This is a genomic window from Trinickia sp. Z7, assembly GCF_056498045.1.
This window is the reverse complement of the sequence record NZ_JAUEQW010000025.1, coordinates 1-16,496: the sequence shown is the minus strand read 5'-3', so window position 1 is coordinate 16,496 and position 16,496 is coordinate 1. Positions and strand designations below refer to the sequence as shown.

Below are 16,496 nucleotides of genomic sequence, written 5' to 3'. Positions count from 1 at the left end.
GCGGTTCTCGATCTCGCACTCGAGCGCGGTGCAAGACCGTCGCGCTGCCTGCGGGCGGCGCGACGGTTTGTGGCGCTTGGGCTTCAGCCCTCGGCCTTGCCCTCAGCCATCGACCGTTGCTGGGAGCCGCCAGTCGATCGGCGAGCGGCCGTTCGCTACGAGATACTCGTTCGCGAGCCGGAAGTGCCCACAGCCCAGAAAGCCGCGATGCGCCGACAACGGTGACGGATGCGGAGCTTCGAGCACGCAGTGCGGCCGCGCATCGAGCAGTGCGCGCTTGGCTTGAGCGTGAGCGCCCCAGAGCATGAAGACCAGATGCTCGTGCCGATGCGCGAGTTCGCGGATCAGCGTATCGGTGCAGGCCTCCCAGCCGCGCTTGGCGTGACTGGCCGCTTTGCCTTGCTCCACCGTCAGCACGGTGTTGAGCAGCAAGACGCCTTGACGGGCCCAGGCATCCAGGCAGCCGTGAGCCGGCATCTCATGGCCGAATTCTGCGGTGATTTCCTTGAAGATGTTGCGCAGCGAAGGCGGCGGCCGCACGGGCGCGGGCACGGAAAACGCCAGGCCGTGCGCTTGCGGGTGGCCTTTGTCGTCGCCGTGATAGGGGTCCTGACCGACGACGACGACTTTGACCTCGTCAGGTCCCGTCAGCCGTAGCGCGCGAAAGACTTCCGTGGGGTAGACGATTTTGCCGGCGGCGATTTGCGCGTCGACGAAGCTGCAGAGCGGCCGATAGGCGGGACTGTCGATGAACGAGCGCAAGTGTTCGCGCCAGCCGCGAGGCAATGCGTCGAACTGCGATTCGAGCGGCGCGCCGAGCCCCGTACAGAGCGCTTGCACGTCGACCGGTTCGAATCCTTCAGCGCTGCGCCCGGCGCCCGGCTGCGTCGATGCCCCACGGATCTCGCTGGCCGACTGTGCGGCCATCGACGATTCGACACCGGCCGCGTCGCCGCTCGCTGTATCGAACAGCGCCCCCTGAGCCGAGTCGCTCGCAGCGCTAGCGCGTGCTCGCGCTCGTGTTGGTTTGGACTTCACGGCGCACACAACCGATAGCCTCGCTGCGCCTTGTTTACGTTTTCTGGCGCGAGGCCGGGTACTTTGGCAGAGAGCGCGCTCGTCAGCGTATGCAATGCGCGTTCGTCGCCGCTCAGCAGTTCGAGCTCGATTTCGCTGAGCGCCTCACGCCGGTCGTCTCCGCTCACCGTGGCTGTCACTTCACCGCGATCGATCGCAGCCTCGATCCGCGCGCCGTCGAACTCGAATCGCCAAAGCCGCCGCGCGAACGAGGTGCGAAAGCGCTCGGCGAGTTCCGCTCGCGCGGCGCGCAACGCCGCGAGCGCAGCGTCGTCGTCGCATGCGGCGGCGAGCGCGTCGAAGTCGAGCGCCTCGTTCGAAACGGGCATCTCCCATTCGTGGCGGCTATGCAAACCGCCTTGTGCCGTGCCCGCCGCCTTGAGTGTCTGCAACCAACCATCGGGCGTCTTACGTAGGCGCAGCGCGATCTTCGCGCGCGCCAGCGCGAGCGAAGGCGTGTCGAAGTAAAGGTTCGTCAGCGGCACATCGCGCCCAGGTGCGCGAGCCAGGTCGGTGAAGAACCGATCGGCTGCGCCGGCTTGCTCTGGCGGTAGCGCCAGTTTGATTTCGCGTTCGATACCCATGTGCGTGACCGTAGGGAAGGGCGAGGGAGACGCCGCGATCAGAAAAACATCTGCGCTAGCGCGGCGCCCGGATCGTCGGCGCGCATGAAGGCTTCGCCCACGAGGAACGTATGGACCGCGTTGGCGCGCATGCGCTCGACATCGGCTCTTGCCAAGATGCCAGATTCGGTGACGACGATCCGATCCTCGGGCAGTGCGTCGAGCATGCCGAGCGTCGTATCGAGCGACGTTTCGAACGTGCGCAGATTGCGATTGTTGATGCCGATGAGTGGCGTCTTGAGCGTCAGCGCTTGGGTCAGTTCATTGCGGTCATGCACTTCGACGAGGACGGCCAGCCCGAACGAATGGGCGAACGCTTCGAGCTCTTGCATTTGCGGTAGCGAGAGCGCCGCCGCAATGAGCAAGATCGCATCGGCGCCCATGGCGCGCGCTTCGACGATCTGATACGGATCGACGATGAAATCCTTGCGCAACACGGGCAGTTCGCAGGCTGCGCGGGCTTCTTCGAGATAGGCGGCGCTACCTTGGAAGAACTGGACGTCGGTTAGCACCGACAGGCAGGCTGCGCCGCCTCGTTGATACGCACGCGCGATCTCGGCCGGCACGAAATGCTCGCGCAGCACGCCCTTGGAGGGGCTCGCCTTCTTCACCTCGGCAATGACGGCGGCCTGGCCTGCCGCGTGCTTGGCGCGCAGCGCGCCGACGAAATCGCGCAAGTCGCGCGCCGACGCTTCGAGACGCAGCTCCTCTAGCGGCGCGCTCAACTGGGCCGCACGCACTTCTTCGCGTTTGACGGCGATGATCCGTTCGAGAATGTCGCTCATGGACGAAGCCCTTTTCCGATGCCTGACGATGTGATTATTGCTTGAACTGTTGGGTGAAGCGCGCGAGCTCGTCGACCTTCGCGCGCGCGCGGCCCGTCGCGATCGCTTCGCGCGCCACTTCGATGCCGTCTGCGATCGACGCGACGATATTGGCGGCGTAAAGCGCCGTCCCGGCGTTGAGCGTGACGATTTCACGCGCGACGCCGGGGCGATTTTCGAGCGCCTGCAGCAGCATGGTTTTCGATTCGTTGGCATCTTGCACCTTCAGCGAACGATTCGACACCATCTGCAGGCCGAAGTCCTCGGGGTGGATTTCGTACTCGTGTATCTGGCCGTCGCGCAGTTCGCCCACGAGCGTGGCGGCCCCGAGCGACACCTCGTCCATGCCGTCCTTGCCATAGACGACGAGCACGTGGTTCGCACCGAGGCGCTGCATGACGCGCACCTGAATGCCCACGAGATCGGGATGAAAGACGCCCATCAACTGATTGGGCGCACCGGCGGGATTCGTGAGCGGCCCGAGGATATTGAAGATCGTGCGGATGCCGAGTTCACGCCGCACCGGCGCGATGTTCTTCATGGCCGGGTGGTGATTGGGGGCGAACATGAAGCCCATCCCCGTCTCGGCGATCGACGCAGCGACTTGCTCCGGTTGCAGATCGATGTTCACGCCGAGCGCTTCGAGCACGTCCGCGCTCCCCGATTTGCTCGACACTCCGCGGCCGCCGTGCTTCGCGACTTTCGCGCCTGCCCCGGCTGCGACGAACATCGTCGCCGTGGAAATGTTGAACGTGTTCGCGCCGTCGCCCCCGGTGCCGACGATGTCGACGAAGTTGGCGTTATCGTGCACCTCGACATGACGCGCGAACTCACGCATGACCGTGGCCGCCGCGGCGATCTCGCCGATCGTTTCCTTCTTCACCCGTAAGCCGGTGATGATCGCCGCCGCCATCACGGGCGACATGTCGCCGCGCATGATGAGCCGCATCAAGTGCAGCATCTCGTCGTGAAAGATCTCGCGGTGCTCGATCGTGCGCTGCAATGCTTCTTGCGGAGTGATGGTCATGGTCTCGTCCCTATCCGTTCGTCGGACCGTGCTTAGCGAGGGGTGAATCGCGGTTCGCGCTTCGTGGTTCCTGAAGCCCGATTCGTGCGCAGGCGCCACGCTCATGCGCTGTGCGCGGCCTCGGCCGCGGACGACGCTTTCGATCCCTTCAGAAAGTTCTCGAGCAGGGCATGACCATGCTCGGAAAGAATCGATTCGGGGTGGAACTGCACCCCTTCGACGGGCAACGTCTTGTGGCGCACGCCCATGATTTCGCCGTCGTCGGTCCAGGCCGAGATTTCCAAGCAGTCGGGCAGCGACTCCCGCTCGATGGCGAGCGAGTGATAGCGCGTCACGTCGAAATGCTTCGGCAGGCTCGCGAATACCCCCTTGCCGTCGGTTTCGATGCGGCTCACCTTGCCGTGCATGATCGTTTGCGCGCGCACGACTCGTCCGCCGAACGCCTCGCCGATCGCCTGATGGCCCAGGCAGACGCCAAGGATCGGAATGCGCCCCGCAAATCGACGCAGCACGTCGAGCGTGATGCCCGCGTTTTGCGGATTGCTCGGCCCGGGCGATAAGCAGATGTGATCGGGCTTCATCGCCTCGATTTCGTCGAGCGTGATTTCGTCGTTGCGATAGGTGTGCACGTCCTCGCCGAGTTCGCCGAAGTACTGCACGAGGTTGTAGGTGAACGAATCGTAGTTGTCGATCATCAGCAGCATGATGTGTCTCCGCGCTTTCAAGGAAGCGCCCGGCCGCCCAAGTTGGTTTCGCCCCTTGGGGACCTGGCGCTCAGGCGACAGGTAGGGGGCGTCTCAGAAATCGCTATCGAGGCCGTCTTGCACTTGCTCGGCTGCGCGTAGCACGGCGCGCGCCTTGTTTTCCGTTTCCTGCCATTCGGATTCGGGCACCGAGTCGGCGACGACGCCCGCCGCTGCCTGCACGTACAAATTGCCGTTATGGATGAGCCCGGTGCGAATCGCAATCGCGAGATCCATCTCGCCCGTGAACGAAAGATAGCCCACCGCACCGCCGTATAGGCCGCGCTTGACCGGTTCCAGTTCGTCGATGAGCTCCATCGCGCGCACTTTCGGCGCGCCCGAGAGCGTGCCGGCGGGGAATGTCGCGCGCAGCACGTCGAAGTTCGTCATGCCGGGCTTTAGCTTGCCCTCGACCGAGCTGACGATGTGCTGCACGTGCGAGTATTTTTCGATGACCATCTTGTCGGTCACGGCGACCGAGCCCGTCTGTGCGATGCGGCCCACGTCGTTGCGCGCGAGGTCGATCAGCATGACGTGCTCGGCGATTTCCTTCGGATCGTTCAGCAGTTCGGTCGCGAGTTCGGCATCGCGTTCGGGCGTATTGCCGCGCGGACGCGTACCCGCGAGCGGGCGAATCGTCACGATGCGGTCCTCGCCGCGTTTTTCCTGTCGCACGAGGATTTCGGGCGAAGCGCCGATCACGTGAAACTCGCCGAAGTTGTAGTAGTACATGTACGGCGACGGATTGAGCGAGCGCAGGGCGCGATAGAGCGACAGGGGATTGTCGCGATACGGCTTGATCAGCCGTTGCCCGACCTGCACCTGCATCAGTTCGCCCGCGGCAATGTATTCCTTCGCACGGCGCACGGCGTTCAGGTAATCGTCGCGCGCGAACTCACGATAGGTTTCGGTGCGCACGCTCGGTGAGGTGACGGGAGGCTGCACCGTCGTGCGCAGCCGCTGGCGCAATTCGCGCAGGCGCTGCTTGGCGCGCGCATAGGCTTCGGACGCCGACGGATCGGCGTAGACGATCAGATAGAGCTTGCCCGCGAGATTGTCGATGACGGCGACTTCTTCGGTCAGCAGCAACTGGATGTCGGGCAGGTTCAGATCGTCGGGCGGGGCCGAGTGCGCCAGCTTCTTTTCGATGTAGCGCACGGCGTCGTAGCCGAAGTAGCCGGCGAGCCCGCCGCAAAAACGCGGCAGCCCGGGACGCTGGGCGACTTTGAAGCGCGCCTGGAATCGTTCGATGAACTCGAATGGGTCGCCTTCATGCGTCTCGACGACTTGCCCGTCGCGCACGACCTCGTTGACGCCGTTTCGCGTGCGCACGAGCGTGCGCGCCGGCAGACCGATGAACGAATAGCGGCCGAACCGCTCGCCGCCCACCACCGATTCGAGCAGGAACGAATTGGCGCCGCCGCGCTCGGGTTGCGCGAGCTTCAGGTAAAGCGAGAGCGGGGTTTCGAGATCGGCCAGCGCTTCGGCGATCAACGGGATGCGGTTGTAACCCTCGCTGGCGAGGGACTGGAACTCGAGTTCGGTCATGTTTCGATCCTGTTCGAACGGCCGCCGTGTTCGTTGCCCGCGGACGGGCGAAGGACGCGAGCGGCAAACCTTGGACGCGCGGACGCAGCGGGCAAGAAAACGCGCGGATGCGAGCGTCGGGGCGATACGGCGAATAGTGCGCGAATGCGCGGCGAAATCAAAAAACGGCGCTGAAGACGACAGACTTCAGCGTACCTCGAAAGAGGTTAGCGCGACGAGCGGCGCCAGGGCCAGGCTCCCCGGTCGATACTGCTCGGACTCCGTTTTTTGTTCAGAAACATGAGTTCAATGACTTAGATCGTCAACGATTGAGAGGCCGCCGCGGGGCCGGGCGCGGAATGTGTGACGAACCGCGCGGCCTCGAGCAACGTCGCGACTATACCATCCGAATTTATCGTTTGTATAGCTTTGCCATGGTTGTAGCCATAGGGCACCGTCAAGGTCGCCATGCCTGCCGCGCGGCCGGCGAGCGCATCGTTTTCCGAATCCCCGATCGCGACGGCCTCGCTCGGGGTGACGCCCATCGCCTCGCAAGCGGCGCGCATCGGCAGCGGATCGGGTTTCTTGCGGGGCACGCTGTCGCCGCCGAGAATCACGGCGAAATAGCGGGCAAGACCGTATTGGCCCAGCAGCGCGAGCGCGAAGCGGTGCGGCTTATTGGTGACGCAGGCGAGCTTCACGCCGGCCCCGGCGAACGCCGCAAGGCCCGCCTCGACGTCGGGATAAAGCCGCGTATGGCGGCCGTTGATCTCGGCGTAATGAGCTTGATAACGCTCGAGCGCCGCGCTGAAGCGCGCTTCGCTTTCGTCTGCGGAAAACCGTGCGGACAGCACCGTGCGCACCAAATGCTCGGAACCCTTGCCGACATATCCGACTACTTCGTCGCGTGCGATCGACCGGGCGCCCAGCTCGGCCAACATGCCGTTCAAGGCGGCCGTGAAATCGTCGGCCGTATCGACCATCGTGCCGTCGAGGTCGATCACCGCCGCTCGCAAGCGCCGTGCTTGCACCGGCGCCGTGTCGTGCTGGCCGGGCGCGGCGCTCATGCGCGAGCGCCGGCGAGCTGGGCGCGCATGTCGTCGATGACGGCGCGATAGTCGGGTTTGCCGAAGATGGCCGAGCCTGCCACGAACGTATCGGCGCCCGCTGCGGCGATTTGTGCGATGTTCTCGACCTTCACGCCGCCGTCTACTTCGAGATGGATCTCTCGGCCCGTGCGCGCTCGATAGGCGTCGATCCGCGCGCGTGCCTCGCGCAACTTATTGAGCGCCTCGGGGATGAACGACTGGCCGCCGAAGCCCGGGTTGACCGACATGATCAGGACGAGATCGACGCGGTCCATGACGTGGTCGAGATAGTTGAGCGGTGTGGCCGGGTTGAAGACGAGCCCCGCTTTGCAGCCATGGTCGCGGATCAGGGAGAGCGTGCGATCGACGTGTTCGGACGCTTCCGGGTGAAAACTGATGATATTTGCGCCCGCTTTGGCGAAGTCCGGCACGATGCGGTCGACGGGGCGTACCATCAGATGGACGTCGATGGGCGCCTGCACGTGCGGACGGATGGCTTCGCACACGAGCGGGCCGATCGTCAGATTCGGGACGTAATGGTTGTCCATCACGTCGAAGTGGATCCAGTCGGCGCCTGCGGCGACGACATTGCGAACCTCTTCGCCGAGCTTGGCGAAATCGGCGGAGAGGATGCTGGGAGCGATGCGAAATTGCGTCATGGCGTAAGAGGCGGGAGAGCCGGCAAGCCGACCGCGAGCGGAAAACCCGTATTTTACCGTGCGCCGCGCGCCGCGCTCGGCGGGTGCATGGCACAGCGGTTGCGGCCGGCAAGCGCATCGATCAGAATGCGAAACCGAAAGTCGGCGCGCCCAAGCGCCAAGCGGCAAGCCGTCCGGCTTACCGCGATTCGATCGCGCCCGCGCGGTGCGTCGATTCTTCAAGAATGGAATCACGATGAGCCAGTATCAATTCAGCGTGTCGGTTCAGACGCGCTATTTGCCCGAGCAGTCGAATCCCGAGCGCCGTCAGTATGCTTTCGCCTACACCCTGACGATCCGCAACACGGGGCAGGTGCCGGCGCAGTTGATCGCGCGCCATTGGGTCATTACCGACAGCGAAAATCAGGTGCAGGAAGTGAAGGGCCTCGGCGTGGTCGGCCATCAGCCGCTGCTGCAGCCGGGCGAGCAATTCGAGTACACGAGCTGGGCCGTGATCGAGACGCCGCAGGGGACGATGCGCGGCTCGTATTTCTGCGTGGCCGAGGATGGCGAACGGTTCGAAGCGCCGGTGCCGGAATTCGCGCTGCAGATGCCACGTACGCTACATTAAGGGCGGCGAGGCGGATCGATGCAGCGCGGGGCGCTGCGGTGGGCGCAGTGCGTCGATGCCAGGCGATCGGCCCCGCCCGGCGCGACGCTTACCTTATCGAGGTATGCCGCGGTCGTTGTGCGTGCCGACGTCCTTTTTTCTGCCCGTCATCGTCCATACCACGATGACAACGAGTAAGGTCAGAGCCGCGAGCGCTTCGAGCGCGAAGATCAGCATCGGGTATTCGTCGAACAGGTCGGACATGGCGGTTTCCATCAAGAACGAACATTGTATGCGTATTCATTCGTCCTTCTTCGGCCGTGCGGTGGCGTTGCTCGCCGCCGTGCTGCTCGCGGCGTGCGGAGGGCGACCGGCGATGCGGCCCACTGCGACCATCGGCGCGGGGGCGCCGGGCACGCTTGGGGGCGCAGTGTCGTCGGCGCGGTTGACGCCGGTCGCTTGGCAACAGGTGCCCGGCTGGCAAGACGATTCCCTGATCGGCGCGGCCGCCGCGCTGCGCGAAAACTGCGTGCGGGTAGCGCAACTGCCGAGTTGGCGGCGCGCATGCTCGGCCGCCTCGCATCTGGACGACTTGGACGCCACGAGCACGCGCTCGTTTTTCGAAACGTATTTCACGCCGTTTCAGCTGTCGAACGGCGACGGCTCGGTGGACGGCCTCGTCACGGGGTATTACGAGCCGTTGCTGCATGGCGCGCGCACGCGCCGCGGTCCGTATCAATATCCGCTCTATCGCTGGCCGTCCGGCTATCGCGCCGGCGCGCCCTTGCCGCCGCGAGCGCAGCTCGAACGCTCCGGGGTGCTCGACGGCAATGAGCTCGTGTGGGTCGACGATCCGATCGAAGCGTTCTTTTTGCAAGTGCAGGGCTCTGGCCGCGTCCAGCTCGAGGACGGCAGCACAATGCGCGTCGGTTACGGCGGCTCGAACAATCAGCCTTATAAGTCGATCGGCCGCTGGCTGCTCGATCATGGCGAAATCACGCCTGCGCAAGCGACGATGCAAGGGATCAAAGCATGGGCGCGCGCGAACCCGGCGCGCGTCACGAGTTTGCTCGATACGAACCCGCGTTTCGTCTTTTTCCGCGAGATGCCGCAGACGCAACCGGCATCTGCATCTGCGGGCGGCGACGGGCCCGTCGGAGCGCTCGGCGTGCCGCTTACGCCCGAGCGTTCGATTGCGGTCGATCCGGCCTCGATCCCGCTTGGCACGGCCGTATTTTTGGAAACGACGCGGCCGTTCACGAATACGCCGATGAATCGGCTCGTGTTCGCTCAAGACACCGGGTCGGCGATACGCGGCGGCGTGCGGGCCGACTACTTTTGGGGCCTTGGCGACGACGCCGGAGATCTAGCGGGCAAGATGAAACAAGCGGGCCGCATGTGGCTGCTGCTGCCGAATTCTTGAGCGCGCGGCCCGTCGCGCTCGGCCATGCTTCAGGCCGATCGTTGGTCGATGACCCGCCGCGCTTTGCCCACCGACCGCTCGATGCCGTTCACCGGTAGGACGCGCACCAATGCGGTAACCCCGATGAGCGCTTTGATGTCGTACGCGAGCGCCGATCTGGCGGCCGCGAGCGTCGCTTCGTCCGCTTGCGTCTCGGGGCACGGTTCCACGTTCAGCGTCATCACATCGAGCGGCCCTTCCTTGGTCAGCACGATTTGATAATGCGGCGCGAGCGACGGTTGCTTGAGCAGCAGTTCCTCGATTTGAGTGGGGAACACGTTGACGCCGCGGATGATCATCATGTCGTCCGAGCGGCCCGTGATCTTCTCCATTCTTCGCATCGTGCGCGCCGTGCCGGGCAGCAGGCGTGTCAAGTCACGCGTGCGATAGCGGATGATCGGCAGCGCCTCTTTGGTCAGCGAAGTGAACACGAGCTCGCCGAAAGCGCCGTCGGGCAAGACTTCGCCGGTGGCTGGATCGATGATTTCCGGGTAGAAGTGATCTTCCCAGATGGTCGGGCCGTCCTTCGTCTCCGCGCACTCGGAGGCGACGCCCGGGCCGATCACCTCGGATAGTCCGTAAATGTCGACGGCGTCGATACCCATGCGCGCTTCGATGGCGCGACGCATGTCGTTCGTCCACGGCTCGGCGCCGAAGATGCCGATCCGCAGCGAACAGCTCGCGGGATCGACGCCTTGCCGCTCGAGTTCATCGGCAATCGCGAGCATGTAGCTCGGCGTCACCATGATGATGTCTGGCTTGAAGTCTTGAATCAATTGAACTTGTTTTTCGGTTTGACCGCCGCCGAACGGAATCACGGTCAAACCCGCGCGCTCGGCGCCGTAATGCGCGCCGAGACCCCCGGTGAAGAGGCCGTAGCCGTAGCTCACGTGCACTTTGTCGCCGCGTCGCGCGCCGGCGGCGCGAATGGACCGCGCGACGAGATTGGCCCATGTATCGATATCGCGGGCCGTATAACCGACGACGGTTGGCTTGCCGGTCGTGCCCGACGACGCATGGATGCGCGAGATCTGCTCCTGCGGCACGGCGAACATCCCGAACGGGTAGTTGTCGCGCAAATCGCTTTTCGTCGTGAACGGAAAGCGCGAGAGATCGGCCAGCGTCTCGAGGTCTTCCGGGCGGACGCCCGCTTCGTCGAACTTGCGGCGGTACACGGCCGAGTTTTCATAAGCGTGTTTGAGCGTCCATTTCAGCCGTTCCAGCTGAAGGGCGGCGAGCTCGTCTCGGCTCGCGGTTTCGATGGGTTCGAGCGGCAGCGCGGTATTCATCGCATGTCTCCTGTTTCACTTAAGAATAGCTGTCCGCAGGCATGCTCGGAAGCAGCCTGTCGCGTATGACGAATGGTGGTTTCGGGCGTGTGTCCGGGCGCACATTTCCCGTCGGCGCGAAGACGACGGGCGGCGGCTGCGGCTGGTGGCCGCTTACGCTGGGGGAATCACGTGCCCCTTGATGTGAGCGGACTTGCCGCGAAACATCGCCACCGTTTCGCCTGAATCGTTGACGACCCGGATGTCGTATATGCCGGTGCGGCCACTGACCGTTTGCTCCACCGCCTCGGCGGTGAGCGTGTCGCCGCGGTGAACGGGGCGCAAGAACTCGATCGAGCAGCCTGCGGCGACCGCATTGACGTTATATGAATTGCAAGCGAAGGCAAACGTCGAATCGGCCAACGTAAAGATCAATCCGCCATGGCAAATGTCGTGGCCATTGAGGAAGTCCGGTCGCACGGCGGCGCGCATGCGTGCATAGCCCGCGCGCACTTCGACGAGTTCGAAGCCGAGCGCGCGGCTGCACGCGTCCGCTTCGTACATGGCGCGTCCCACCGCGCGTGCCAGTTCGTCGGGTTGCAGTTGTGCCGAGACGCGATGTTCGCGCGCTGCTTGTGTATCGGTAGACGACATTTCAACGGCCCTCGAAGCGCGGCGCGCGCTTTTGAATGAATGCCTGGACCCCTTCGGCGTAGTCGTGCGAATTGCCGAGCTCGCGTTGCAGGTCACGCTCCAGGTCGAGTTGCTGATCGAGCGAATGGGTCGTGCTTGCGCGCATGGCGCGCTTGATGGCGGCGATCGCGCGAGTGGGTTGCTGGGCCAGTTGCGTGGCGAGCTCGGTTGCGGCGGGAAGTAGCTCTTCATCGTCGACGACGCGCCAAATCAATCCCCAACGCTCGGCCTGATCCGCGCCGATCTTCTCACCCGTCATCGCGAGGCCGAGTGCGCGCGCCATGCCGACCCGTTGCGGCAAGAATGCCGTGCCGCCCGAGTCGGGAACCAGCCCGATCTTGACGAACGACTGCGCGAAGCTGCTCGAGCGCGCGGCGATCGCGATATCGCACGCCAAGGCCAAATTGGCGCCGGCGCCGGCGGCGATGCCGTTCACGGCTGCGATGACTGGCAACGGTAGCGCTTGTAGACGGCGCACGAGCGGGTTGAAGTACTCGTCGATCAATGCGCCCAGATCGGTCATTGCACCCGGCTCGAAGCTCAGATCCGCCAAATCCTGGCCGGCGCAGAACCCGCGGCCGGCGCCTGTCAGCACGAGTGCTCGCGCGCCTGCGCCGACCGCGCGGTCCAACGCGTCGTTCAATTGCTCGTGCATTGCACGCGTGAAGCTGTTGAGCTTGTCGGGACGGTTCAGCGTCACCGTGGCGACATGGGTCGTCGCTTCGATCTCGACGCGAATTGCTTCATCTTGCATCGATTGTCTCCTCCATTCATTCCGTTACGCGGCACGCGGTAGCCGTCGAGCCGGCGGTCTTCGCAGTCCTTCGGGCTACGTCCGCTCGATGGCGAGTGCGATCCCTTGGCCCACGCCGATGCACATCGTGCATAGGCCATAGCGGCCGCCGGTGCGTTCCAGTTGATAAAGCGCAGTCGTGACGAGCCGTGCTCCGGAGGCGCCGAGCGGATGACCGAGCGCGATGGCGCCGCCGTTCGGATTGACCCGCGGATCGTCGTCGGCCAAGCCTAGTGTGCGCAACACCGCGAGGCCCTGCGACGCGAAAGCCTCGTTCAGTTCGATCACGTCGAATTGGTCGAGCGACATCCCGAGCCGCTGCAGCAATTTTTGCGTGGCGGGAGCGGGGCCAATGCCCATGATGCGCGGCTCGACTCCCGCAGTGGCCATGCCGAGCACACGTGCGCGCCGGCGTAGACCGTACCGCGATGCCGCGACTTCATTGGCAAGCAGTAGCGCGCACGCACCGTCGTTGACGCCCGATGCATTGCCGGCCGTGACGGTTCCATCCGGACGAACGACGCCTTTGAGCTTGGCGAGCGCTTCGAGCGATGTCTCTCGCGGGTGCTCGTCGCGGGTGACGATGAGCGCCTCGCCTTTCTTCTGCGGGATTTCGACCGGCACGATCTCTTGGGCGAGCGTGCCGTCTGCCTGCGCGCGCGCCGCCTTCTGCTGGCTACGCAGCGCGAAGGCGTCTTGGTCGGCCCGGCTGACCGAGAATTGCGCGGCGACGTTTTCGCCTGTTTCAGGCATCGAGTCGACGCCGTATTGCGCTTTCAGCCGTGCGTTGATGAAGCGCCAGCCGATCGTCGTGTCGTAGATCTCCGCTTGGCGCGCGAACGCGCTGGCCGCTTTGCCCATGACGAATGGGGCCCGAGTCATGCTTTCGACGCCGCCCGCGATCATCATGTTCGCTTCGCCGGCTTTCAGCGCGCGCGCGGCGGAGCCGATCGCGTCCATGCCCGAGCCGCAGAGCCGATTGATCGTGGACCCCGGCGCATCGGTGGGCAAGCCGGCGAGCAACGCGGCCATGCGAGCGACGTTGCGGTTGTCTTCCCCGGCCTGGTTCGCACAGCCGTAGATGATGTCGTCCACCGCGCGCCAGTCCACGTCCGGGTTACGCTCGATGAGCGCCCTGATGGGCACGGCTGCGAGGTCGTCCGCGCGAACGTCTTTCAATACGCCGCCGTAGCGGCCGATAGGGGTGCGAATGGCATCGCAAATATAGGCATCGGTCATCGGATGGTTTCCAGCGAACGGGACCCCGTCACGGCAACGGGGTCGATCGAGTTCATATTAGAGGAGCCGCGGCGCCGGCTCCATTCGCCCGGGCGGACTATGCCGTTCGGCCGACTTCCGCTGACGACTCGCGCGGGGCAACATGCACCCGGCTTTGAACGACGCGGAAGCGATTTGCGACGAACGCGGCATCGGTGAGGGCTGCGTTGGCGGCCGGGTTGGCGCCCGTCCCGTGGAAATCTGAAAACGCGGCGGACTGATTGATGAAAACGCCGCCCGTCAGGTTGATCGAGAGCGCCACGCCACCGTCGATCGCCGCCTCGTGCGCGGCTTCGATGGTCGTGTCGTCGGTGCTGTACACCGACAACGTCAAAGCGCCGCTCCGAGCTGCCAGCGATGCGGCCAGTTGGAGCGATTGCTGGGTGGAATCGGTCGCGATCACGAACGAGATCGGGCCGAACCATTCGCCGCTGAACTTCGCCATATCTTTGGCAGCGTCCAGTTGAACGATGAGCGGCGTGCGTACGCGCGCTTGCGGAAAGGACGGATGCTCGATCGTTTGACTGGCGAGAACCACGCGGCCGAGCGAGTTTGCTTCATCGATTCGACTCGCCACGCCCTCGTTCTGAATCGCGCCAAGCACCTCGACGGCGCGGGCGGGATCGCTCACGAGCTTTTGCACGGCGGTCGCGAGCGCCTGCGCGACTTCATCGAAGCTAGCATGCCCTTCGGCGGTGCGAATGCCGTCGCGCGGCACGTAGATATTCTGAGGCGCCGTGCACATTTGGCCCGAATACAGCGCGAGCGAGAACGCAATATTGCGCACCGCTGCCTTTACATCGTCGACCGAGTCGATCACGATCTGATTGACGCCGGCTTTCTCGGTGAACACTTGCGCCTGATGTGCGTTGCGCTCGAGCCAGGTTCCGTTCGCCGTGCTGCCGGTGAAGTCGATCAGCTTGATTTCCGGCCGCAGCGCGAGATCTTGAACCAGCGGGCCATCGTTGCCCTCGGTGGCGAGCAACGTCACGACGTTCGGATCGAAGCCGGCTTCGCGCAGCACTTGCCGCGCGATGCGCACCGTGACGGCGAGCGGCAAGATGGCGCCCGGATGCGGCTTCACGATGACGGCGTTGCCCGTTGCCAGATCGGCGAATAGCCCCGGATAGCCGTTCCAAGTCGGGAACGTGCAGCAGCCGAGCACGAGGCCGATGCCGCGCGGCACGATAGTGAAGCGCTTGTGCATGGCAAGGGGCGGGTTCTTGCCCTGGGGCTTTTCCCAGTGTGCGTCCGCGGGGATTCTACGCAGTTCGTCCCAAGCGTAGGCCACGGCCTCGAGCGCGCGATCCTGCGCGTGCGGGCCACCGGCTTGGAAGGCCATCATGAATGCTTGGCCGGTGGTGTGCATCACGCTGTAGGCGATCTCGAAACTGGCGCGGTTCAATCGGCTCAAGATCTCGAGACTGACGCCGACCCAAGCCGTGGGGCCGGCCTTGCGCCAGGTTTTCTCGGCGGCGGTGGCCGAGGCGATCAGCGCGTCGATGTTGGCCTTCGGGTAGCGTACGCCGAGCGCGAAGCCGAACGGTGAGCGCTCCGCCCCGATCGATTCGCCGGTACTGGGCTGGTCGAGTTCGAATGGATGATCCAGGTGCGCTTTGAAGGCGGCCTCTCCATCCGCGGCGGCGGTTTCCCCGTACACTTTGGGGCTTGGCATTTCCGCGAACGGGCTCCAATAGCCGCGCGAGCCGATGGCGTCGAGAGCGGTCTTCAGCGTGTCTTCGTGCTTCGCAAATAGAGGATGGGTCATAGCGAGACAGGGGCAGGCCAGGCGTTGGACGAAGGCCGGGCGGGTAATGGACGAAGAATCGTATCAATTAACCGACCGACCGGTTGGTTGGCGAATGTTAGCATTGTTTCCGGGCGGGCGCGAAAGCTTTTCGCGCCCTATCGACACTTAAGAAATGGAGGATGAATGAGCTACGAAAACATTCAGGTCGAAACGCGCGGGCGGGTGGGCCTCGTGACCCTGAATCGACCGAAAGCGCTGAATGCGTTGAACGACGCGTTGATGGACGAGCTCGGCGCAGCGTTGCGGGCTTTCGACGCCGACGACGGCATCGGCGCCATCGTCGTCACGGGTAGCGAGAAAGCGTTCGCGGCCGGCGCCGACATCGGCATGATGGCCACCTATACCTACATGGATGTTTACAAGAGCGAGTACATCACGCGCAATTGGGAGACGGTGCGCACCATTCGCAAGCCGATCATCGCGGCGGTTGCGGGCTTTGCGCTGGGGGGGGGGTGCGAGCTCGCGATGATGTGCGACATCGTGATCGCGGCGGATACAGCCAAGTTCGGGCAACCGGAAATCAAGCTTGGGGTGATGCCGGGCGCGGGCGGTACGCAGCGTCTGCCGCGCGCGGTATCCAAGGCGAAGGCGATGGATATGTGCTTGACCGCGCGCTTCATGGACGCCGCGGAGGCCGAGCGCGCGGGGCTGGTCTCCCGTGTCGTGCCGGCGGCATCGCTACTCGACGAGGCGCTTGCGGCGGCCGCGACGATCGCTGAGTTCCCCCTGCCTGCCGTCATGATGGTGAAGGAATCGGTCAACAGTGCGTACGAGACCACGCTTGCCGAGGGCATTCGCTTCGAGCGCCGGCTGTTCCATTCGCTGTTTGCGACGGAAGATCAGAAAGAGGGGATGGCCGCGTTCCTGGAGAAGCGCAAGCCGGTGTTCAAGCATCGCTGACCGGCGTCGCGAAATTTCGCTTGCGGCGCGTTCGGAACGCGCCTAGAATCACGCCCTTTCGCGCAGTCGATGCGACTGAGCGAAGGGAAGCGGGGCCTTGTGGCGAGTGGGTTTGCGCCGGGGTTGCAGGGGGCA

At 64.4% G+C, this 16,496-nt stretch carries 16 protein-coding genes; 3 read left to right on the top strand and 13 right to left on the bottom strand.

The window, feature by feature from the left end:
• Window positions 1–102 precede the first annotated feature (102 nt).
• From QQS38_RS25185 to rpe, 8 genes are all read right to left on the bottom strand, one after another.
• Entirely contained in the window at window positions 103–1,038 is a 936-nt protein-coding gene (locus QQS38_RS25185; RefSeq protein WP_479648069.1) for a uracil-DNA glycosylase, read from the bottom strand.
• Window positions 1,035–1,661 (bottom strand): CYTH domain-containing protein, encoded by a 627-nt coding sequence (locus tag QQS38_RS25180; RefSeq protein WP_479648068.1) that lies wholly within the window; start codon window positions 1,659–1,661, stop codon window positions 1,035–1,037. The genes QQS38_RS25185 and QQS38_RS25180 overlap by 4 nt, the downstream gene beginning before the upstream one ends.
• Window positions 1,662–1,699: 38 nt before the next feature.
• Window positions 1,700–2,485, bottom strand: coding sequence for an indole-3-glycerol phosphate synthase TrpC (gene trpC / locus QQS38_RS25175; RefSeq protein WP_479648067.1), 786 nt, complete (start codon window positions 2,483–2,485; stop codon window positions 1,700–1,702).
• A gap of 34 nt (window positions 2,486–2,519) precedes the next feature.
• Complete coding sequence (gene trpD / locus QQS38_RS25170) at window positions 2,520–3,551, bottom strand: anthranilate phosphoribosyltransferase (RefSeq protein WP_479648066.1); 1,032 nt, start codon at window positions 3,549–3,551, stop codon at window positions 2,520–2,522.
• A 101-nt stretch (window positions 3,552–3,652) separates the two neighbouring features.
• On the bottom strand, window positions 3,653–4,255 hold the full coding sequence (locus tag QQS38_RS25165) for an anthranilate synthase component II (protein ID WP_479648065.1): 603 nt from the start codon (window positions 4,253–4,255) through the stop codon (window positions 3,653–3,655).
• Window positions 4,256–4,348: 93 nt separating this feature from the next.
• Complete coding sequence (gene trpE, locus QQS38_RS25160; protein WP_479648064.1) at window positions 4,349–5,842, bottom strand: anthranilate synthase component I; 1,494 nt, start codon at window positions 5,840–5,842, stop codon at window positions 4,349–4,351.
• A gap of 293 nt (window positions 5,843–6,135) precedes the next feature.
• Window positions 6,136–6,888 (bottom strand): phosphoglycolate phosphatase, encoded by a 753-nt coding sequence (locus QQS38_RS25155; RefSeq protein ID WP_479648063.1) that lies wholly within the window; start codon window positions 6,886–6,888, stop codon window positions 6,136–6,138.
• Window positions 6,885–7,568, bottom strand: a complete 684-nt coding sequence (gene rpe, locus QQS38_RS25150) for a ribulose-phosphate 3-epimerase (RefSeq protein ID WP_479648062.1) — start codon at window positions 7,566–7,568, stop codon at window positions 6,885–6,887. The genes QQS38_RS25155 and rpe overlap by 4 nt, the downstream gene beginning before the upstream one ends.
• Before the next feature lie 235 nt (window positions 7,569–7,803).
• Here rpe and apaG point away from each other — a divergent pair, with 235 nt between their 5' ends.
• Both apaG and mltA read left to right on the top strand, forming a co-directional pair.
• Window positions 7,804–8,178, top strand: a complete 375-nt coding sequence (gene apaG / locus QQS38_RS25145; protein ID WP_479648061.1) for a Co2+/Mg2+ efflux protein ApaG — start codon at window positions 7,804–7,806, stop codon at window positions 8,176–8,178.
• 163 nt (window positions 8,179–8,341) lie between these two features.
• On the top strand, window positions 8,342–9,580 hold the full coding sequence (gene mltA / locus QQS38_RS25140; RefSeq protein WP_479648060.1) for a murein transglycosylase A: 1,239 nt from the start codon (window positions 8,342–8,344) through the stop codon (window positions 9,578–9,580).
• Window positions 9,581–9,609: 29 nt separating this feature from the next.
• Here the strand turns inward: mltA and paaK are convergent, their stop codons facing one another.
• The 5 genes from paaK to paaN form a co-directional block, all read right to left on the bottom strand.
• Window positions 9,610–10,908: a phenylacetate--CoA ligase PaaK gene (gene paaK, locus QQS38_RS25135; RefSeq protein WP_479648059.1), complete on the bottom strand. Its 1,299-nt coding sequence runs from the start codon at window positions 10,906–10,908 to the stop codon at window positions 9,610–9,612.
• 153 nt (window positions 10,909–11,061) lie between these two features.
• Window positions 11,062–11,541: a hydroxyphenylacetyl-CoA thioesterase PaaI gene (gene paaI / locus QQS38_RS25130; RefSeq protein ID WP_479648058.1), complete on the bottom strand. Its 480-nt coding sequence runs from the start codon at window positions 11,539–11,541 to the stop codon at window positions 11,062–11,064.
• Between the two features lies 1 nt (window position 11,542).
• The gene (gene paaG / locus QQS38_RS25125) at window positions 11,543–12,334 is read right to left on the bottom strand and encodes a 2-(1,2-epoxy-1,2-dihydrophenyl)acetyl-CoA isomerase PaaG (RefSeq protein ID WP_479648057.1); all 792 of its coding nucleotides are present in this window, start codon (window positions 12,332–12,334) and stop codon (window positions 11,543–11,545) included.
• 75 nt (window positions 12,335–12,409) lie between these two features.
• Window positions 12,410–13,612: a 3-oxoadipyl-CoA thiolase gene (pcaF, locus tag QQS38_RS25120; protein ID WP_479648056.1), complete on the bottom strand. Its 1,203-nt coding sequence runs from the start codon at window positions 13,610–13,612 to the stop codon at window positions 12,410–12,412.
• Window positions 13,613–13,709: 97 nt separating this feature from the next.
• Entirely contained in the window at window positions 13,710–15,419 is a 1,710-nt protein-coding gene (gene paaN, locus QQS38_RS25115; protein WP_479648055.1) for a phenylacetic acid degradation protein PaaN, read from the bottom strand.
• A 165-nt stretch (window positions 15,420–15,584) separates the two neighbouring features.
• Here paaN and QQS38_RS25110 point away from each other — a divergent pair, with 165 nt between their 5' ends.
• Window positions 15,585–16,361, top strand: coding sequence for an enoyl-CoA hydratase (locus QQS38_RS25110; RefSeq protein WP_479648054.1), 777 nt, complete (start codon window positions 15,585–15,587; stop codon window positions 16,359–16,361).
• Window positions 16,362–16,496: the final 135 nt, after the last annotated feature.

What these genes read in the sequence shown, in the direction of transcription:
- paaG (WP_479648057.1), bottom strand. Translation starts at nt 12,334, where the DNA reads ATGCAAGATGAAGCAATTCGCGTCGAGATCGAAGCGACGACCCATGTC.
- paaK (WP_479648059.1), bottom strand. Translation starts at nt 10,908, where the DNA reads ATGAATACCGCGCTGCCGCTCGAACCCATCGAAACCGCGAGCCGAGAC.
- rpe (WP_479648062.1), bottom strand. Translation starts at nt 7,568, where the DNA reads ATGACGCAATTTCGCATCGCTCCCAGCATCCTCTCCGCCGATTTCGCC.
- trpC (WP_479648067.1), bottom strand. Translation starts at nt 2,485, where the DNA reads ATGAGCGACATTCTCGAACGGATCATCGCCGTCAAACGCGAAGAAGTG.
- trpD (WP_479648066.1), bottom strand. Translation starts at nt 3,551, where the DNA reads ATGACCATCACTCCGCAAGAAGCATTGCAGCGCACGATCGAGCACCGC.
- mltA (WP_479648060.1), top strand. Translation starts at nt 8,342, where the DNA reads ATGACAACGAGTAAGGTCAGAGCCGCGAGCGCTTCGAGCGCGAAGATC.
- QQS38_RS25110 (WP_479648054.1), top strand. Translation starts at nt 15,585, where the DNA reads ATGAGCTACGAAAACATTCAGGTCGAAACGCGCGGGCGGGTGGGCCTC.
- apaG (WP_479648061.1), top strand. Translation starts at nt 7,804, where the DNA reads ATGAGCCAGTATCAATTCAGCGTGTCGGTTCAGACGCGCTATTTGCCC.
- paaN (WP_479648055.1), bottom strand. Translation starts at nt 15,419, where the DNA reads ATGACCCATCCTCTATTTGCGAAGCACGAAGACACGCTGAAGACCGCT.
- paaI (WP_479648058.1), bottom strand. Translation starts at nt 11,541, where the DNA reads ATGTCGTCTACCGATACACAAGCAGCGCGCGAACATCGCGTCTCGGCA.
- QQS38_RS25180 (WP_479648068.1), bottom strand. Translation starts at nt 1,661, where the DNA reads ATGGGTATCGAACGCGAAATCAAACTGGCGCTACCGCCAGAGCAAGCC.
- trpE (WP_479648064.1), bottom strand. Translation starts at nt 5,842, where the DNA reads ATGACCGAACTCGAGTTCCAGTCCCTCGCCAGCGAGGGTTACAACCGC.
- QQS38_RS25165 (WP_479648065.1), bottom strand. Translation starts at nt 4,255, where the DNA reads ATGCTGCTGATGATCGACAACTACGATTCGTTCACCTACAACCTCGTG.
- pcaF (WP_479648056.1), bottom strand. Translation starts at nt 13,612, where the DNA reads ATGACCGATGCCTATATTTGCGATGCCATTCGCACCCCTATCGGCCGC.
- QQS38_RS25155 (WP_479648063.1), bottom strand. Translation starts at nt 6,888, where the DNA reads ATGAGCGCCGCGCCCGGCCAGCACGACACGGCGCCGGTGCAAGCACGG.